The 16,923-nt window shown below is 71.2% G+C and carries 13 protein-coding genes, 3 tRNA genes and 1 pseudogene; 9 read left to right on the forward strand and 8 right to left on the reverse strand.

Annotated features, from left to right (window positions below):
• Positions 1 to 17 precede the first annotated feature (17 nt).
• Positions 18 to 1,877 (reverse strand): acyl-CoA dehydrogenase, encoded by a 1,860-nt coding sequence (locus WMF28_RS17565; RefSeq protein WP_437603393.1) that lies wholly within the window; start codon positions 1,875 to 1,877, stop codon positions 18 to 20.
• A 259-nt stretch (positions 1,878 to 2,136) separates the two neighbouring features.
• Here WMF28_RS17565 and greB point away from each other — a divergent pair, with 259 nt between their 5' ends.
• Complete coding sequence (greB, locus tag WMF28_RS17570; RefSeq protein WP_437603394.1) at positions 2,137 to 2,610, forward strand: transcription elongation factor GreB; 474 nt, start codon at positions 2,137 to 2,139, stop codon at positions 2,608 to 2,610.
• Positions 2,611 to 2,661: 51 nt separating this feature from the next.
• Positions 2,662 to 3,057, forward strand: a complete 396-nt coding sequence (gene gloA / locus WMF28_RS17575; RefSeq protein ID WP_437603395.1) for a lactoylglutathione lyase — start codon at positions 2,662 to 2,664, stop codon at positions 3,055 to 3,057.
• Positions 3,058 to 3,181: 124 nt separating this feature from the next.
• On the opposite strand, the gene WMF28_RS17580 is transcribed toward gloA, so the two are convergent.
• Positions 3,182 to 4,099, reverse strand: a complete 918-nt coding sequence (locus WMF28_RS17580) for a hypothetical protein (protein WP_437603396.1) — start codon at positions 4,097 to 4,099, stop codon at positions 3,182 to 3,184.
• Between the two features lie 312 nt (positions 4,100 to 4,411).
• Between WMF28_RS17580 and WMF28_RS17585 the strand changes: the two genes are divergently transcribed.
• Positions 4,412 to 4,720: a YciI family protein gene (locus tag WMF28_RS17585; protein ID WP_437603397.1), complete on the forward strand. Its 309-nt coding sequence runs from the start codon at positions 4,412 to 4,414 to the stop codon at positions 4,718 to 4,720.
• Between the two features lie 60 nt (positions 4,721 to 4,780).
• Here the strand turns inward: WMF28_RS17585 and WMF28_RS17590 are convergent, their stop codons facing one another.
• Positions 4,781 to 7,297, reverse strand: coding sequence for a hypothetical protein (locus WMF28_RS17590; RefSeq protein WP_437603398.1), 2,517 nt, complete (start codon positions 7,295 to 7,297; stop codon positions 4,781 to 4,783).
• 172 nt (positions 7,298 to 7,469) lie between these two features.
• Between WMF28_RS17590 and WMF28_RS17595 the strand changes: the two genes are divergently transcribed.
• On the forward strand, positions 7,470 to 8,099 hold the full coding sequence (locus tag WMF28_RS17595) for a hypothetical protein (protein ID WP_437603399.1): 630 nt from the start codon (positions 7,470 to 7,472) through the stop codon (positions 8,097 to 8,099).
• Positions 8,100 to 8,206: 107 nt separating this feature from the next.
• Here WMF28_RS17595 and WMF28_RS17600 read toward each other — a convergent pair whose 3' ends face one another.
• On the reverse strand, positions 8,207 to 9,496 hold the full coding sequence (locus WMF28_RS17600; RefSeq protein WP_437603400.1) for a glycosyltransferase family 4 protein: 1,290 nt from the start codon (positions 9,494 to 9,496) through the stop codon (positions 8,207 to 8,209).
• 264 nt (positions 9,497 to 9,760) lie between these two features.
• On the opposite strand from WMF28_RS17600, the gene WMF28_RS17605 reads away from it, so the two are divergent.
• The 3 genes from WMF28_RS17605 to WMF28_RS17615 all read left to right on the forward strand — a co-directional run bounded on the left by WMF28_RS17605 (position 9,761) and on the right by WMF28_RS17615 (position 14,632).
• Positions 9,761 to 11,224 (forward strand): hypothetical protein, encoded by a 1,464-nt coding sequence (locus WMF28_RS17605; RefSeq protein ID WP_437603401.1) that lies wholly within the window; start codon positions 9,761 to 9,763, stop codon positions 11,222 to 11,224.
• A 390-nt stretch (positions 11,225 to 11,614) separates the two neighbouring features.
• Positions 11,615 to 12,976: a TIGR03013 family XrtA/PEP-CTERM system glycosyltransferase gene (locus WMF28_RS17610; protein WP_437603402.1), complete on the forward strand. Its 1,362-nt coding sequence runs from the start codon at positions 11,615 to 11,617 to the stop codon at positions 12,974 to 12,976.
• Positions 12,977 to 13,093: 117 nt separating this feature from the next.
• Entirely contained in the window at positions 13,094 to 14,632 is a 1,539-nt protein-coding gene (locus WMF28_RS17615) for a hypothetical protein (protein WP_437603403.1), read from the forward strand.
• 27 nt (positions 14,633 to 14,659) lie between these two features.
• Here the strand turns inward: WMF28_RS17615 and WMF28_RS17620 are convergent, their stop codons facing one another.
• Entirely contained in the window at positions 14,660 to 15,361 is a 702-nt protein-coding gene (locus WMF28_RS17620) for a PA14 domain-containing protein (RefSeq protein ID WP_437603404.1), read from the reverse strand.
• 348 nt (positions 15,362 to 15,709) lie between these two features.
• Here WMF28_RS17620 and WMF28_RS17625 point away from each other — a divergent pair.
• Positions 15,710 to 15,973: pseudogene (locus WMF28_RS17625) on the forward strand (hypothetical protein); the annotation flags it as partial.
• Positions 15,974 to 15,987: 14 nt separating this feature from the next.
• On the forward strand, positions 15,988 to 16,293 hold the full coding sequence (locus tag WMF28_RS17630) for an ATP-binding protein (protein ID WP_437604275.1): 306 nt from the start codon (positions 15,988 to 15,990) through the stop codon (positions 16,291 to 16,293).
• On the opposite strand, the gene WMF28_RS17635 is transcribed toward WMF28_RS17630, so the two are convergent.
• The 3 genes from WMF28_RS17635 to WMF28_RS17645 form a co-directional block, all read right to left on the reverse strand.
• Positions 16,252 to 16,328, reverse strand: a tRNA-Asp gene (locus tag WMF28_RS17635). The genes WMF28_RS17630 and WMF28_RS17635 overlap by 42 nt on opposite strands.
• Positions 16,329 to 16,478: 150 nt before the next feature.
• Positions 16,479 to 16,555, reverse strand: a tRNA-Asp gene (locus tag WMF28_RS17640).
• Between the two features lie 44 nt (positions 16,556 to 16,599).
• A tRNA-Val gene (locus WMF28_RS17645) sits at positions 16,600 to 16,671 on the reverse strand.
• Positions 16,672 to 16,923 lie beyond the last annotated feature (252 nt).

Genomic DNA, 16,923 nt, shown 5'->3' on the forward strand with positions numbered 1-16,923 from the left:
GACCGGGGTGAGGGAGGTCAGACGGTCGCGAACGCGTCGATCGGGATGTCGAGGGCGGACGAGTCCTCGCGGCCGAGGAGCTCGGCGGAGAACTTCGCGTGCGGCAGCACGTTGGCGGCGAAGTAGAGGGCCGCGTGCTTCTTGCCCTCGTAGAAGGCGCGGTCCTTCGCGCCGGCGTCGCCCGGCGGCAGGGCCTCCAGCGCCTTGAGCGCGATGACCGCGCCGTCGAGCAGGAGCCAGCCGATCGCGAGCTCGCTCATCATCTCGAGGAAGCGGTTCGCCGAGAGCGGCACCATCGGCATCTTGCCCATCTGGAACCACGAGAGCAGCCGCATCGCGGAGCCGGCGACGGCCTCGTGCGCCTCGCGCAGCTCCTTGACGCTCGCAGCGAGGACGGGGTGCTTGTCGTTCGCCTTCACGAACTCGGCCACGTCGTTCAGGAAGGCCTGCAGGTTGACCCCGCCGGCCTGGCCGAGCTTGCGCCCGACGAGGTCCATCGCCTGGATGTGGTTCGTGCCCTCGTAGATCGAGAAGACCTTCGCGTCGCGGCAGTACTGCTCGACCGGGTAGTCCTTCGTGTACCCGGCGCCGCCGAAGGTCTGGATCGCCGTCTCGCAGACGTGGAACGCCTGATCGGACGAATAGGCCTTCACGAGCGGCACGAGCAGGTCGACCTGGCCCTGGTTGTACGCGGCGGCGCGATCGTCCTTGCCCTGGTAGACGGCGACCGCGTCCTGGTGGCGCGCGAGCTTGATGATCAGCGCGCGGATGCCCTCCACGCGGCTCTTCATGTCGAGCAGCATCCGCCGCACGTCCGGGTGGTCGACGATCGGCACGCGCGGCGCGGTCGCGTCCTTCCACTGGAGGATCGACGAGCCCTGCTTGCGGTCCTTCGCGTACTCGAGCGCGTTCAGGTACGCCGACGACGCGACCGACACGCCCTGCAGGCCGACCGAGATGCGCGCGCCGTTCATCATCCGGAACATCTGCGGCATGCCCTGGTGCTCGACGGTGCCGACGAGCTCCCCGAGGCAGGCGTCGTTCTCGCCGAAGTTGAGCACGCACGTCGACGACCCGTTGATGCCCATCTTGTGCTCGATGTTGCCGACGAGGACGTCGTTCGGCTCGCCGAGCGCGCCGTCGTCGTCCACCCGGAGCTTCGGCACGACGAACAGGCTGAGCCCCTTCGTGCCCGGCGGAGCGCCCTCGGCGCGGGCGAGCACGAGGTGCACGACGTTCTCGGTGAGATCCTGGTCGCCGCCGGAGATGAAGATCTTCGTGCCGCGGATGAGGTACTTGCCGTCCTTTTGTTTCACCGCGGTCGTCCGCGACGAGCCGACGTCCGAGCCCGCCTGGGGCTCGGTCAGGCACATCGTCCCGCTCCACTGCCCGCCGTACATCCGCTTCAGGTAGATGTCGCGCTGCCGCGGCGTCCCGAAGTGCTCGATCAGCTCCGCCGCGCCGTACGTCAGCCCGGGGTACATGTTGAGCGCCGCGTTCGCGCCGCAGAGGAACTCCTCGACCACCGTGTAGAGCGTGAAGGGGCCGCCCTGGCCGTCGTAGGCGGGCGAGACGGAGACCGACTTCCACCCGGCCTCGTACAGCTTGTCCCACGCCCCCTTGAACCCCGGCGGGGTCTTGACCTGCCCCGCCTCGATGCGACAGCCGACCCGATCGCCGACCGCGTTGAGCGGGCCGAAGATCTCGCACGCGAACTTGTACGCCTCGTCGACGACCATCGAGACCTCGTCGCGTCCCCACGCGTCGTACGGCGCGCTGCCGAGCAGCTCGTCCAGGCGGAATTGCTCGAACAGGAGGAAGCGGATCTCGCGGAGGTCAGCCTTGTAGCGGTTCTGGTGGGTTTGGGCATTCGACATGGGAGACCTCCTCGTTGCCGCGGCGAGGGGCGCTGGCAGCCGGTTCCCTTCCCGGTCTTCCGCGCAGCTGCGGCACAGTTCTTCATTCGCCTAGCATGCCGCCGCGCCGCGTCAACAACCGTCCGTGACAGGGAGGCCATCTTGTGGAAATCAAAGGTGATCAGGGGCTCCGCCGGGGGTGTTTTGGGGGACTCCGCACCGGGCGCAACGGTGGTGGATCTGGCGGGCGGCGCGGCGTAGGCTCCGTCGCGATCGAACCATGTCCGACCCGGCTTACATCACGCCCGGCGGGGCGAGGAAGCTGTCCGAGGAGCTCGCGCGGCTCCGTTCCGTGGAGCGGCCGCGCATCGTCCAGGAGGTCGCCGAAGCGGCGGCGCAGGGCGACCGGTCCGAGAACGCCGAGTACATCTACGGCAAGAAGAAGCTGCGCGAGATCGACCGGCGGATGCACTTCCTGACCAAGCGGCTGGAGAAGGCCGTGGTGGTCGACCCGTCGGAGCAGCGCGGCGACAAGGTCTTCTTCGGCGCGAAGGTCGAGATCGAGGACGAGGACGGCGCGCGCCACACCTACCAGATCGTGGGCGAGGACGAGATCGACAGCGCGGCCGGGCGCATCAGCTGGCGCTCGCCGGTCGGTCGATCGCTCCTCGGCAAGCGCGCGGGCGACGTGATCACGGTGCGCCGCCCGGCGGGCGAGACGGAGATGGAGATCATCTCGGTGCGGTACGGCTGAGCGCCGCGCTGGCGCGGACGCGCGGAAGGAAGAGAAGGAGCAGGAGTCGGCATGAGGATCTTGCACACGATGCTGCGGGTCGGCGATCTCGAGCGCTCGATCGGCTTCTACAGGGACGTGCTCGGGATGCAGCTCCTGTCGCGGCAGGACTACCCGGAGGGCAAGTTCACGCTGTGCTTCCTGGGCTACGGGAAGAACCCGGAGCACGCGGAGCTCGAGCTCACGCACAACTGGGGCGTGGAGAAATACGAGCTCGGCACCGCGTACGGGCACATCGCGCTCGGGGTGGACGACATCCGCGCGGCCTGCGACCGCATCCGCGCGGCGGGCGGGAAGATCACGCGCGAGCCGGGCCCGATGAAGCACGGCAAGACGGTGATCGCGTTCGTCGAGGACCCGGACGGCTACAAGGTCGAGCTCATCGAGGAGTCGAGCCGCAACCGGTAGCCCGCGGATCGCGGCCGGCGGGTCGAGATCGAGGAGAGAGCGCCGGAGGGGGGCGGGCGCGGAGAGGCGCGGAGGCTTGAGGGCCCCCGCGCCCTTCCTCGTCGCGTTCGCGAGGCGCTGGCGCTCAGGCGCTGGCGATCGGCGCGGCGTCGTTCGCCGGCTCGGTGGACGAGAGCGCGCCGCCTTCCGCGGCGGACGCCTCGTCGGCGGTCGCCTTCGCCGACGCCTCGGCGGCCGCGCCGCTCGCGGCCGCGGCGGCCTTCTCGGCGTTCGGCCGGCGGCCGCGCGGCTTCTGCAGGAGCGACGGGGCCAGATCGCCGTCGCCGCCCTCGTGCCAGCGCAGGTAGGCGACGGCGCGGCGGCACTCCTCGTAGGCCTTGGCGACCAGCGAGATCGAGCGCGCGCGGCGATCGCTCGCGTCGGTGATCTTCGGCGCCGCGGACGAGCCCTTGCCGGGCTTCGCGGCGAGCGCGGCGAGCAGGCGCACGCCGAGATCCGCGGCGCGCTCGAGCTCCTCGTCCTCGACCGCCGTCTTCGCGCGGACCTTGTCCCAGGAGCTGCGGAACAGCTCGACCAGGGCGATGAGATCGCTCGCGAGATCCGTGTGGCCCTTGCCCTTGCGAATGTCGGCGATGCGCTGCTTGTCGAGCAGGTTCCTGTACGCGAGCGCCTCGGCCGCGACGAGGAGCCCCTCGCGCACGGTGCCGGCATCGTCGGTGAGCTTCTTCGCGTCGAGCTCGCTCGCGGGCGTGCTGTAGAGCAGGTCGGCGTACCACGCCGCGAGGGCGTAGTCCTCGAGCTCGTCCAGCATCTCGATCGGGTGGTTCGGGAGATCGCGGACGATCTCGTCGCGGAGCTCGCGCAGGTGGGGCAGGGCGGAGAGCACGGAGCTCACGGCCCTGGGGACCTCAACGTAGACGGTCACGAGGTCGTCGGGGCCGAGCTCGAGGAGCTTCGGCTCAACACGGCCGTACGCCGCGAGCGCGGCGGCAGGCGAGGAAGGGAGAACGGGAGCAGGTGCTGCTTTCGGGGGTCGCGCCATACAGATGTCTCCAGCGGAGGGCGCGCACACTGCCAGACGAGAGCGCGAAGGGAAAGGGGGGCGTGCGCCCTCGCGGGATCCGCCACGCCGCCGCGCTTCCTCATGGCGGGCCGCCAAGTCAAGCCTGGAGATCGCGATGGCGACACATTCCGTCGATGCCATGGTTTTTCTCGCTGCCCGTCGCGGCGAGCCCGCTGGCGCGCGTTCGCGCCCTGCGCGGCCGCGCGATCTCCTCCGGGCGGCGGCCTGGCAGGAACAGGCCCGGCCGGGCGCTGCGCTCTGGTAGATTGCGGCCCGAGGAATCGAGACATCATGTACGCGATTGCGATCATCCGTTACCGACGACCGCTCGACGAGGTGCTGAAGGTCGTCGACGACCACCGCGCTTATCTGAAGAGGCTGATGGAGCAGGGGCTGCTGCTCGCGTCAGGGCCGCTCGATCCGCGTTCTGGCGGGGCGCTCCTGCTCCGGGTGCCGGACGAGGCGGTCGGGGCGACGCTCGATCAGATCCGGGACGACGATCCCTTCACGAAGCACGGGCTGGCGCAGTACGAGCTCCTGCCCTGGGCGCCGGTGTTCGGGAAAGAGGGGCTCGACAGGGGCTTCGCCGCGAAGCCCTGAAGGCAGCGCCGCGCCGGGATCGCGCCGGCCCCCGCCGCGCCGCCCTGCGCGGGCCGCGCGCTACGGCGCGCCGAACGTCAGCACGCCCGCGTCGTCGGTCGTGTGGGCGCTGCCCGGCGTGACGCGGACCACGAGCTCCGCCCCCCGCGGGACGACGGCCACGTCGTAGCCGGCCTTCGGCTGAAGGCCGGTGATCACGTGCCTGCGCGTCGTGCCGGGCACCTGATAGGACACGGGCCCCGGGGTCGCTTGCAGGTCCGAGCGGAAGAGGACGGCCCTGCCCGCCACCAGGGCGCCCTCGAAGCCGGAGCCCTGGGCGCCCTCGATCCGCGCGGCCGCGTCCATCCTCGCGCCCGCGTCCGCGCCTTGCAGCACGTGGAGGAAGCGGACGTCCGCGGGGCCGGCCGGGTCCTCCACGACGAGGCGGTGGGTCGTCGGCTCCATCTGCGCCGCGTCGTCGACATCCTCGACCGGCACGGCCGTCATGCGGGCGTTCAGCGGCAGGAGGCTCTGGACGAACAGCGTCTGCCCCTTCGGGGTCACGGCGCTGGCCGTCCGGCCCGAGAGCCGCGGCGCCGCGGTCGTCATCAGGTTGAACCGCTTGAACCGGCCGGCGGTGCGCGACGCCGCGCGGTCGTAGACGACCACGTGATCGGGCTCCAGCCAGACGACCGACCGGCTCGCGTGGACGATGTCGAGGGCGGCGTCGGACGGGGTCCAGGCGTTCGGGCGGGTGTTGTACAGATCCGTCGCGAGCCCCTCGGCGAACACGTAGCCCGCGCCCCGGCTCATGCGCGCGGTCGGATCGCCGGCGGCGCGCCCCTCGCGCCACTGGCCGCCTCGCGGGGCGAGCTCCTTCTCGAACCAGCGCAGCCGCGACGGCTGGTCGTTCTGCAGGGAGAGGGTGTTGTGGTAGTCGACCGTGGTCCCGATGAGGTTGTTCGAGTAACTCGTGTGCTCCTTGGTCAGCCACTCTCCCTTCCGGTAGAGCTCGATCTGATTGCAGTCGCCGAGCTGGTGGTTGATGGTGACCCAGCCGCACCGCCAGGTGAACCACGTCGCGCTCTTCGTCCAGTCCGAGCGCGCGAGGACGGCGCCGCGGCCCGGCGCCCGCTCGAAGAAGGCGGTGGGCATCGCGGGCCGCGGATCCGCCGGGAGGGGCGCGGCCGGGTCGAAGAGCATGAAGCTCAGGATGGCGCGGCTCGGGGCCGGCGAGCCCCAGACCTTGGACGTGCGCGCATAGAGCGCGGGCGCGCCGCCCTCCATCGCGTTGGCCACGATCCACCGCGCCTTCTTCAGGCGCGCGGTGTTGCCCGTGAGGTGGTCGTAGACGCCCAGCGAGCCGAACACCTCGGCGAAGCGCGGCTCGACCCAGAGCCGCAACGTGTCGCCGTAGTTCGCCGCCTCGTAGACCGGCCCGAGGTCGGGCATCGACGGATACGTGACCGGGCCCGGCGCGATCGAGTGCAGGAACCCGTCCGTGAACCGGTCCCAGTACCCGCTGCCCAGCAGGCCGATCGGAGGGCCCGAGAGGGCGCGGGTGCCGTAGCCGGCCGTGTGGAGCCCGAGGAGCGCCTGGTGGAGGCTCGCGAGGCCCCCGCCGTAGAGGAAGCCCTCCACGGGGAGGCCGCCGCTGGCCACGCCGAGGCCGTCGGACGAGACCCCGAGGTGCTTGGCCGCGATCTCGGGGGCCTCGAAGACGGCGAAGGCCTGGTAGAGCCAGGCGCCTGTCGCGTCGGCGAGGTAGCTGCGCAGCGTGTTGCCGAGCGCCTCGGGCGGGGCGTTCGGATCGAGCGGGCGGTCGTCCGCCTCGTCCATCGCGAGCGACATCAGCGTGACCTGGCGCAGGTGGCCGAGATAGAAGTTGTTCGCCGCCCACCGGAGCTGGAGCGGATCGCGGAGCAGCGCCGGATCGTTCATGACGCCGACCGGGTGGGGGTGCTCGTTGCCCGCCGTGGCGGCGTGGAGGTTGTCGTCAGCCCACCTGAGGAACACCTGCCGTATCTTGGCCTTGTCCCCGGCGGTGAGCAGGGGGCGGCCGCTCGCGTCGGTCGCACCGTAGATCCAGTCCACCGTCAGCGGGAACCCTTCACCCCACCAGCGCGAGCGGTCGCCGGTCGCGAACCCCGGGGCGCGGAAGGGCTCGCCGGCGGCTCGCCCCTTGCTCGCCTCCTCGATGGCGTACATCAGCAGGTTGCGCGCCCTGACGGCGTGCACCGGACGGGCCGCGACGTCCGGATCGATGAGCGACATGAAGGCGAAGAACTCCGCATACGCCTCGGTCGGATATTGCACGTAGGCGTTGGTGCCGCCGTCCGGCCACGCCGGGTTCGGCCGGCCGTTCGGGTAGAAGCGGCCCTCGTAAGATGCGATCGCGCCCTGGAGCGCGGGCAGCAGGGCCTCCTTGTACATGCGGTTGCGGCTGTCGGCCGCCCACCCGCGCAGCCTGGGGAGGTGGTCTTTCGTGAGCCAGAGTCGCGGGTGACCGGCGACGGGCGCCGCGTCGGCGCGCGCCGCCGCGCCGACAAGGCACAAAGAGAGCACCGCAGCGGTGAGGATGTGGTGAATCGGTCGCATGCGCTCCTCGGTGTTGCTCGGCGCGAACCGCCGCGCCGGCCAGCGTCGACCGACGCCGAACAGCACGCGTCATGCCGGGTACAAGCGTGCACGCCGCGCGTCACCCGGAAAAACGGCGCGTGACGCCAATCCGTCGCACATCGGAGCGGACCTGCCGCTATACTACGAGAAGATGGGAGTGCTCAGTCGTATGCTGGCGCCAGACTTCTCCCCGTTCCTCGGCGATCCTCGGATCCTCGGGGAGGGCAATCTCGTGAAAGGCACCCTGATCGGCTCGCGCGCCCAGGCGCTGCGACAGAGCTACGGCGAGCGGTTCGTGGCGGATCTGAGCCGTCGGCTCTCGCCGCAGGCGGCCCGCTACCTCGGCGAACCGCCGATCCCTTCGACCTGGAACGAGCTGGCGCCGCTCATCGAGATCGACTGCGCGCTCCTGCACGGGCTCTTTGCCGGCAGGATGGAGAAGATGCGCCATTTCGGCGCGGACGTCGCCCGGAACGATCTGACGACGATCTACAAGACGATGGCGCAGGGGGGCTCGCCGTCGATGCTGTTCAAGCGCTTTGGCCTCGTGTACAGGACTTACTTCAAATACGGCGACTTCAGCGTGCGGGTCGTCAGCGAGGTCTCGGGGACGGCCACGCTCGCGGGCGGCGGCCTGCCGCTCTACATGTGCAGTCAGGCCATCTCGGGCTGGGTCGAGGCGGGCCTCGCGCTCTCGGGCAGCCGGCGCATCGCGGTCGAGCACACGACCTGCAGGCACCGCGGGGCGCCGCGGTGCACCTGGTCGATCTCGTGGGGATGAGCGGGGAGGGGGGCCATCCGCCTCCACGACGAGCGCCAGCTCCACCGCCATTTCCGGCGGATCCTCCGCACGACGCCGGGCCGTTGCCGGCGCCGGCGTCCTCCGCTTCAGGCGGCGACCCGCCCGCCGCCTCCGAACGCCGCCCGCGCGAGCAGCCGTCGCAGCGCCTCCGCGCTCTCCTCCCACGACGGGGGCGCCGCGTCGGCGAACGCGCCGTCGTCCCACGTCCGCGCGAGCGCGTCGCGGAGCGCCCGGGCGAGCGCTCCGGCGTCGCGCGGCGGGACGAGCAGCCCGGTGCGCCCCGGCGTCACCACATCCGGAATGCCCCCCACGCGCGTCGCCACGACGGGCCGCGCGGCCGCGAGCGCCTCGAGCACCACGTTCGGGGTTCCCTCCGCCCAGCTCGGGAGCGCCAGTAGATCCGTCGCGGCGAGGTGGCGGGCAACCTGGGAGAGCGGCCGCGCCCCGACCGCGAGGATCCGGCCGCGCAGGTCCGCCGGTCCGCGCTCACGATCGCGCCGCAGCGCAGCCTGCTCGACCGCCTCCCGCGCCGGGCCGTCGCCGACGACCACGAGGTGGACCGGCTCGCCTCCGTCGCAGCCGTCCCTGCCGAGCGCCTCGAACGCGCGCAGCAGCTCGTGGATGCCCTTCTCCCGGCTGACGTTCCCGACGAACGTCACGACGCGCCCGCGCTCCGGGAGCCCGAGCTCGCGCCGGGCGGCGCCCCGGTCGGCCGGGTGGAAGAGCGCGCGGTCGACCCCGTTGCGGACGAGGACCGCGCGCGCCTTCGGGGCGCCGAGCGCCGCGAGCGCCTCGACCATCGGCCGGCTCACGCCGATGGCGTACGCGGCGGACCGGAGCGCGCTGCCGACGAGCGGGCGCACCGAGCGCCAGCGGGCGACGACGTTCACGTCCGTGCCATGGGCCTTCACCACATAGGGGAGGCCGAGCATCCGGGCGAGCAGCGCCGCGGCGCAGGCGTCGGGGTAGAGCCACGCCCCCAGCACGACGTCGAACCGCCCGCGGAGCCCCGGGACGTGCGGCAGGAGCCCCGCGAGGTAAAGCGGCGCGTTCACGGGCGCCAGCACGCGGCCCGCCCCCGGGAGGTACGGCGCGCGCGGGTGCACAACCGAAACGCCGTCGATCTCGTCGCGCTCGGGCACCGCCGTCAGGCGGCCCGGACGCGTGCGCTCGCCCAGGAGCGATACGCCCGGGTGGTACGGGATCGCCGCGAGCACCTCCAGCGCGCAGCGTCGCGACAGCGCCGCGAGCTGCTGCCGCTGGAACGCGCACGACAGCGGCTCAACCCGGTTCGGAAAGATGCGCGTCACCCAGAGAACGCGCAGCGACCTCGACCCGCCTTCCTCCCCCACGCCCGCTTCCACGCCAGACTTCATGTAGTAATATATATTACAAATCGTTCCTCCGCCCTCAGCGGGGCAGGGGCGGACTCCGAGGTACGTCCCGCCCTGCCTGCGCACGTCCACACCGCGAGAGCGCGTCCCGCGCCGCGGCCGCAGCCTGTCGAGGCAGATTTGTAATGTTGCAAACATCAACGAACGTGGGACGCTCCGGGCGCCGGGCGTGCTGCCGGGGAGGGGAGGGCGGCCGATTCGGGTCGCTCCGCGCCGCGGGGCTGCCGCTCGACAGCGAGGGGGCGCGTGTTCTCGTTCGTCTTGCCGATGTGGGACTCCGACGTGACGGCGCGGGCCGTGGTGGAGCAGAGCGTGGCGTCGAACGTCGCGGACGTGGGCTCCGGCGCGCTGATGGCGGGCGTCGGGGGCTCGGTCGAGGGCTCGCTGCGCGGCGAGAGGTCGCGCTACGGATTCAGCGTCGACGGGAGCTACGAGCGGGTCTTTCGGATCTCGCTCGACGCGGCGCGATCCTCGCCGTCCGACAGCGTCTCGGCGCGCCTCGGCGGGGGAGCGGGCTGGGCGCTCTCGCCGCGCGCGGATCTCTCGATGGCGACGGCCGGCTACCTCGCGACCCGCCTCGGCGTGCGCGCCGCCGATGCGCTCGCCACGCGCGATCCGTTCCTGTCCGGCAATCGCCTGCAATACACGCTCTCCGGCGGACCGACCCTGTCGATCACCACGTCGCGGCGATCCGCGGCGCGCCTCGACGTCGGGTACGAGCAGGCGGGCGCGCTCTCGGCCGACGACCCCGCCGCGGTCGGGATCGACGCGCACACGGGGCGCGCCCAGGTGAGCACGGCGATCGAGCTCGGCGCGCTGGACACGCTGACACCCGAGCTCCGGTACGAGCTCACCCAGTACCACCACGCGCTGCTCGACACCGAGCTCACGCGCGGCGAGGCCCGCGTCCACGCCGGCGTCGCGCTCCTCTCCGCGTCTCACGAGCTCACGCGGAACGCCTCGACGCGCATCGAAGGCGGCGTGACCGTCGCGAGCCCGCCGCCCGTGCTGTCGTCGCGCGACGCGGTGGTCGCGCCGACGGCGCGTGTCGGGCTCACCTACGTGCAGGAGCGCTACCGGCTGACAGCGGGTTATGCCTATGCCTACACGTCGCTCGGGCCGAGGATCGGATTCGGTCACGAGCACGAGGCGTCCCTCGAAGCGAGCTTTCGGCCCGCGCGGGGCGGCGCGACCCGCGACCTCCTCGTGACCGGCGTCGCCCGCTTCGCGACCGGCAGCGCGCCCGTCGCCGCGAATCCGCCGCTCCACCTCGCCCCCGGCGCGCCGGCGCCCTCCAGGGAGGGGTCGCTGTCCACGACCACGGCGCTCGCCGGCGCGGAGATCGCCTACCCCCTGGCGCGCGGGATCGCGCTCCGCGGCGGCGTCGATCTGGAGTACGTGCGCGCCGCGCTCGACCCGGCCCCGAGCGCGGGCGAGGCCGGCGGCTCGCTGAGGAGCATCGTCATGGCCGGGATCTCGGGGACGCTGTCGACGGATCGCCGCCGGACGGTGCGCCGCGATCCCGACAGCGCGTGGGACGACGAGCGCCGCACCGCGATGATCCAGGGAATGCCGTCCGGCCGCTGGCAGCCGCCCGAGCCGGGCCGAGAGCGCGACGACAGCGACGGCGCCCCCGGCGAGACCCCGGGCGAGACGCCGCCCGCGCGCGCCGGTGAAGCCGGCACGCCCGCGACGCGCGAAGCGCGATAAGCCGCCTCGACGCTTCGACACGCTTCGACGCACCAGAGCCAAGCGCGCTCCCGGCCGGGAGCGCCGCGCCCGCCGCGCGGCAGATCCGCCAAAGCCCCAGCGCGCCCCCTGGACGCGACGTATGCAGTCCGTCGACGGTGTTCTCCCGCCGCGCCCCCTCTCGACGGCCTGTACATCACCGGCGCAATCGCCCGCGATGAGGTCAATTGCGCCGCGCTCAGCTTCGCGCGGGGCGGCTCAGTCCGCCGCCGATGAACGAGATTCGTCGGAGGCATCTGGCGATCTGCCCCGGCCTGCTCTAATGTAGGTCCAACTACAACCGTGTGTGCCCCGCCAGAGGCGATGCGCTGTGACGCGCGAGCGCCCGGGGCCGACGAGAGTGGAGGGACGATGCTGGAGCTGTTCCGGTCGCCGCGCCGGGCCATGGTGTGGTTTGTCGAGGCCAGCCTGCTCTCGTTTCTGGTGTGTTGCGCGCCGGGCGTGCTCGTGGGCTGGGAGCACGCGCTCGACGGAGCGCGCTTCGGGCAGACGTTGAGCATCTCGCTCGTCGCGCTGACGTCGCTCTACTATCACGGCCTTTATGGGCCCGAGCCGCCCAGGGCACGCGCGCTGTTCCTGACGACGTTCCGGGCGCTCGGCCTGGCGGCGGCGGTGCTGTGGCTCGCGTTCTGGCTCGTGCCGGACGCGGAGGTCGGCGATCGGGTGCTCCTGACATCGCTCGGGGCGGCGGCGATCGTGCTCCCGGCGTGGCGCGCGGCGTGCAATCGGGTGCTGAGCAGCGAGAGCTTCTCGAAGGTGGCGATCGTGCTGGGGTCGGGCGAGCTCGCCCGCGCATGCGCGGCCCTCATCCGGAAGGACGGAGACGTCCTCGGGCTGCGCCTCGCCGGCCGGGTGGTCAGGGACGAGGAGCCGATCGACGAGCCCGAGGTCGCGGGGAGGTACCGGGATCTCCGGCGCCTCGTCGAGCAGCGCGGCGTCGCGGCGGTGATCGTGGCGACCTCCGAGCGCCGCGCGGCGTTCCCGCTGGAGGAGCTGCTCGATCTGAAGTTCCGCGGCGTCCAGATCGAGGAGGGCATGGACTTCTACGAGCGCGTGACCGGCAAGATCTGCGTGCGCGAGCTGAAGCCGAGCCAGATCATCTTCTCTCACGGGTTCAGCGTGCGGCGCCGGACGCTCGTCGCGAAGCGGATCTTCGACGTCGTGTGCGCGACCGCCGGGCTCGTTGTCGCATTGCCGCTGATGGCGCTCACGGCCATCGCGGTGAAGCTCGATTCCAGCGGTCCGGCGCTCTACTCGCAGATCCGGACAGGCGCCCTCGGGAAGCCGTTCAGGATCCACAAATTCCGGTCGATGCGCACCGACGCCGAGAAGAACGGGGCCGCGTGGGCCATCGAGAACGATCCGCGCGTGACCCGCGTCGGGCGGTTCATCCGGAGGACGCGGCTCGACGAGCTGCCGCAGCTCTGGAACGTGCTCGTCGGGGAGATGAGCATGGTCGGGCCGCGTCCCGAGCGCCCCGAGTTCATCGAGGCGCTGGAGAAGCAGATCCCCTTTTTCCGGCAGCGGCTCTGCGTGAAGCCGGGAGTGACGGGGCACGCGCAGGTGCGCTGCCGTTACGGCGCGTCCGCCGAGGACGCGCTGGAGAAGCTCCAGTACGATCTCTATTACATGAAGAGCTTCTCGCTCTGGTTCGATATCTCCATCCTCATCGACACCGTGAAGGTCGTGCTCTGGCGCATCGGCGCGCGGTGATTGCTCGGGCTGCCGCCGCGTGCAATGGCTGCGCTCTTTAACGCCGAGGCCGGTGGCGCGGCCTCTGCAGAGAACACCCGATGGATCGGCGAGCGTCGGTCTGCGGGGGGATCAGCGATGAAGACGCAGATGAAGGCGAGCCTCGTGAGCTCGGTATTCCTGGTCCTGGGCTGCGCGGAGCTCGACCGCGCGCCGGAGGAGAGCGTCGCCGTCGCGGCGAGCACCCTGAACGGCGCGACCTTCCGGTTCATCGAGGGTGGGCCCGTGCCCTACGTGCTGGGTTACTCGCCCGAGACCGGCCAGATCCTCGGCGGCTCCCACCAGCTCCTCCTCCCCGGGCACGGCGCCCGCGAGGCGATCGACGGCGCCAACCTGCCCTTGCACCTGCACCCAGAGCTCCAGGGCGCCCGGCTCCGGCTCGACTCGACGCTGCTGGGAGGCGAGGCGCAGACGAACGCGTTCGCCTCGAACTGGTGGCCCCAGCGGCAGAACGGCATCGCCGACCGCTGGAACTCGACCATCAAGAACTACTCGGATCGGACCTCCGACCCGGACAACCTCTCTCCCGTCGAGAAATACGACGTCCTCTTCCACCCCGGGCAGACTGAGTCGCTCGCGAGCATCGCCACGTGGAGCACGGACGATCTCCGGAGGCCCCAGTACCTGCGCAACCCTCCTTATATCCAGCCGGCGGTGGTCGTGGCCGGTCCGGCCACGCGCTGGGAGCTGCAGCATCACGGGCTCTACCAGGGCGTCTATCCGGAGTACTGGTGGGGACACTGCAACGGGTGGTCGGCCTACGTCGCCGCCGAGGACGCCGTGCCGCGCCGCGACGTCCGCGTGAAGCTCGTCGGCTCCAAGGTGACCGAGTGCGCCGCGGCGGAGACCGACTGCGTCCTGTTTCGCATGGCGGACATCGAGGCGCTGATGAGCGAGCTCTACTTCAGCGACGCGGTGACCTTCTCGGGGCGCCGCTGCGAGACGCGGGCGGATCGGACGGCGCGCGACGTCTACGGCAGGCCGATCGACCCCGCCTGCCGCGACCTCAACCCCGCCACGATGCACGTCGCCATGACCGGGCTGCTCGGGGTCGGCGCGAAGCCGCTCGCCGGCGAGTCGACCCAGAAGCAGCGGCTCATGTTCATCGTCGACCACACCTGGGACTGGGAGGTGTGGAGCTTCCCCGTCAAGCAGTTCGCGATCGACACCATCGAGGAGGTGGACCCACAGCAGGCCGCGCGGCTCATGTGCGGCGGCGCCTATATGGGCGCCGACTGTTACAATTACCGGTTCAACCCTGGCGCGAGGCGCTTCGTCCGCGTGGCCGCGCGCTTCTGGATGATCTCCGATTCGGTCACCGGCGAGACGCTCCTCCGCCCGCCCGCTCAGCGCGACGTCCCGCTCTCCGTCTCTGAGCTGCACTACGTGCTCGAGCTCGACAACGACCTCACGATCCTCGGGGGCGAGTGGATCAAGAACCCGTCGCTCGTCAACGGGATCAACGGCAGGGAGCTCCACCCGGATTACCTGTGGATGCCGATCCGGGCCCAGGGCGCGGGCGAGGACACCGACGATCTCGGGGGCGAGGAGGACAACCCCCACATCTCGTACGCGAAGGTCAAGGCGCTGCTCGCGCTCGCGCAGCGCGGCGGCTGAGGGGGCGCGGCCCCGCCCGCGAGGGGCTCAGAGCACCCGGGAGATGTCGAGGATCTGCCGCGCGCCCTGCGGGGGCGTCACGAAGAGCTGCAGCGCGATCTCGAAGCGCGGCCCCTGGAAGTAGCCGACCCGGATCCGGTGCTTGCCAGGCTGGAGCATCACCGAGCCCTGCGCGCTCTGCGGCTCGTGCCGGCCGTCGTTCTCGACCACCAGGTGATCGTCGATGAAGAGCCTGGCGCCGTCGTCCGAGAGCAGCTCGAACTGGTGCGCCCCGCTGCGCGCGGTCACGAACTCTCCCTCGTACGCGATCTGGAACCACTCGTTGCGGCCGCCGGGCACGCCCGGGAAGCCGCTCTGCCAGGAGCGCGGCGAGATATCGAGCCGCGACGTGTAGAGGACCGCGACCGGGCTCAGCGAGGCGGTGTTCAGGAGGTGCGACGTGCCGTTCGGCACGAAGTACACGAGGCCGCGCAGCGCGTTCACCCCGGAGGCATGGGGCCCGCCGAAGTCCGTCGCCTGACCGACCACGACGACCCCCGGCGGCGCGGCGGGCACCACGTCGATCGTGATCACCGCGCCGCTCACGAGGACCGGCTCGGTCGGCTGCGGCTGCGTCACAGCGCAGCGCCCGACGAGCACCGCGGCGCCCAGGGTGACCACCACGACGCACGCCGCCGCGGCCTTCACCGTGACGGATGTCGCCTTCCACCAGATAAGAGATCGACTCATCAAGCGCTCCGTGTCTCGGCGGCCGAGCCGGCCGCTCGGCGGCTATGCACGCGAAGATGATGTGACTTGTCAAGGAGAAGCGTCGCATTCGCGTCCGCGAAATGGATTGCGGCGGATCGAGCCACAGGCGCTGTCAGGCGGTCGTGCCACAGGAGATGACGGTCGGGCAGATCCTTATCTGCTCCCCTGGCGCGCTCTGTGCCGACGTTCTCTGGGTGTTGTCCCGGACGTGTACGAAACGTCGAAGCGCTTTGGTGCGAAGTGAAGGTGAGAGCCGCGATGCCGTGACGGGGCCCCAGCGAACGCAGCTGTCCAACGGCCTCATCCTCGCTCTCGGAGCGTCGGCGGGCGATGCGCGTGCTGGAGGCGGCGGACGGGCTGCCGATCGAGCCCAACCACGTCTACGTCACCCTGTCGAACGCCACGCCGATGATCCAGGACGGCGTCTTCCGGCTGAGCAGGCTCGTGGATCCGCGCGGGCATCGCGCGGCGATCGACGCGCTGCTCGAGTACGCGCGGCGCCTCCCCGTGGAGGAGGATCGCGCGAACCTCGTCGACGAGCGGCTCCTGCGCGACGAGATCAGCGACTTCGTCTCCTGGTCCTGGACCTGAAGGTGGTCATCGAGGTGCGGGATCAGGGCGTCGGCATCGAGCCCGAGGTCCTGCCGCGGATCTTCGACGCCTTCGAGCAGGGCAACGCGGACACGACGCGGCACTTCGGCGGGCTCGGCCTCGGGCTCGCGCGCCATCGTGCAGCTGGTGCGCATCGCCCGGAGCGTGCGCTCGGCGCTCGACCTTGTGAGCTCCGCGCGCCGGGACGTGGTGCGCTCCGCGCCTGCGGTCCAGCCGATGGCGGCCTGACGGTCGAGCGTCGGAGATCCGAGACGTGCTGGCGGGGTGGACGGGACTCGAACCCGCGGCCTCCGGCGTGACAGGCCGGCGTTATAACCAACTTAACTACCACCCCAGATGTCAGTGATCCGATCGCCCAGCGCACACCGGCGCTGCTCGGTGCGCGCTGCCCACGTGCCAGATCTCGTCGTCGCCCTGCATCGAGCGATGCAGGGCGACCGAGGGAAGCTCAGGTGAGCGGCAGCTCGGAAATACGGAAGAAAGCTGGCGGGGTGGACGGGACTCGAACCCGCGGCCTCCGGCGTGACAGGCCGGCGTTATAACCAACTTAACTACCACCCCAGACTGAACTCATCACAGCTGCCCCGGGGCCCTAACCCAGGGGGTGGGCGGGACAGGGGTCGAACCTGCGACCATCGGCTTGTAAGGCCGACGCTCTGCCGCTGAGCTACCCGCCCCGTCGGAGAGGTGCGCGACTCTACTTGCCGAACGGGTTCCGTCAAGATTTATTTTCGGACGGCCTCCGTCCCTGGCGAATCCCGTGGCCGATCGAGCCTGGGTTTGCCGCCCGAAGTCGAGCGCCTGCGAGCGTCGCGCATCCACGCGCGCCGAGCTCGCGGAGACGCGAGCGTTCCCCCTGCTCGTCCCGCGCACGGCCCCTGCGACCTCCATGGCGAGCACCGGATGGGCGGGCGGACAGAGCCGTTGGC

This window comes from Sorangium sp. So ce590, assembly GCF_051521365.1.
GTDB lineage: Bacteria > Myxococcota_A > Polyangia > Polyangiales > Polyangiaceae > Sorangium.